The organism is Cupriavidus sp. 05T41, from assembly GCF_056396525.1.
Window position 1 is genome coordinate 1 of sequence record NZ_JBFTLQ010000197.1, and the last position, 1,181, is coordinate 1,181.

The window sequence follows — 1,181 nt, forward strand, 5'->3', positions numbered from 1 at the left end:
GAGTACATCGAGATCCGACGCTTGCCTTTTCCTTGCGCGCCTGCGTGGCCGCGTGGGGCTGACGCTCGGCGTCCCGCTCGCCGATGGGCGGCCCAGCGTGTCGCGTGATAGCAAAGACTCCGGTGTTGCTCTGTTGGTTTTCGCCTGGCAGGTTCAGGACGGCACGCGCCGGGTTTTGACTTCGTGGTTCGCACTCGAAAGAGATCTCTCCCAAGCCCCGCCTACGTTAGCGGGCGACTCAAACCCAACGCCGTTGAGCCGGTCACGTGGGCGAACAGCGCAGTGATTGTCCTGCGTTCGTCGCCGATTCCGCGGGCGTCCATGGCCGCCTGCTCGCCAGATGGCGCGGGGTGTAGAAAACGGGAACGGGCATGGTCGGCGCCGCCGCGGCTGGGGCACGGGCCGGCGCGACCACCGCGTGAGTGCCAGATTTCGCGCGGAAAGATGCCCCCGGCGCTGCGACGGTGGTCGGCTATGGCTTCGTCGCGGTTATCCGGAAATGCTCCACGCTCTGCCCGGCGTTGACCGCCCGCTGCAGCCAGTCCGGCATGGCGCCGTGGCCATCCCAGCCCTGTCMGTGCGCGTTGCGATAGCGCACCGCGCCGGGCAACGTCGCCAGTGGCGGCTCCGTAAAACAGCCGGCCGCCTGCAGCTGGGCCAGGGTGAGGCCGTGCTGGGCCATCTGGATGCGGATCCAGGTAATCGCTTCGGCGCGCTCGATTTCGATCGACATAATGTTGGTGAACAGATCTAGGGGGGCGAGCGATCCGGCGTGGCGCCACCGGGAAGGCGTGTCCCGCTCTCTTTGCTTAAATTTTAATCAAATCCGTTGACGCCGTCGGCACTCGGCCCCCGCGCGGCTTGTCCACAGGCTTGTCCCCCTTGCGCGGTGGATAAATGCCATCCGACCCCTTTCGGCGCCCCACCCTCAAGCCGGCCCCGGCCTGAACTTGGTTTTGATCGCCGGCGCCCGACGTCGGGCCGGCGCCAGATGGCGCGCCGCAACGGCCTCCGCCTGGGCGCGCTCGGCCCGCCGCAGCGCCGCGTCCAGTTCGGCCCGCAGCGCGTCTTGTGCCGCCTGCCCTTGTCCGAGCGCGTGCTGGGCCTGCGCCAGTTGCCGGTMGAGCGTGTCGCGCTCGGCCTGCAAGCGCGCCCGCGCCTCGGCACCGGCCACGGCGGCG

Annotated in this window: 1 protein-coding gene and 1 pseudogene; both read right to left on the minus strand. The window is 68.9% G+C overall.

Annotated elements, in window-relative coordinates; genetic code table 11:
* Positions 1-472: 472 nt before the first annotated feature.
* A complete protein-coding gene (locus AC1DKV_RS40440) occupies positions 473-733 on the minus strand; it encodes an H-NS histone family protein (protein ID WP_477139763.1) in 261 nt (86 codons plus the stop codon).
* Between the two features lie 195 nt (positions 734-928).
* Positions 929-1,181, minus strand: a pseudogene (locus AC1DKV_RS40445) (DNA-binding protein); the annotation flags it as partial.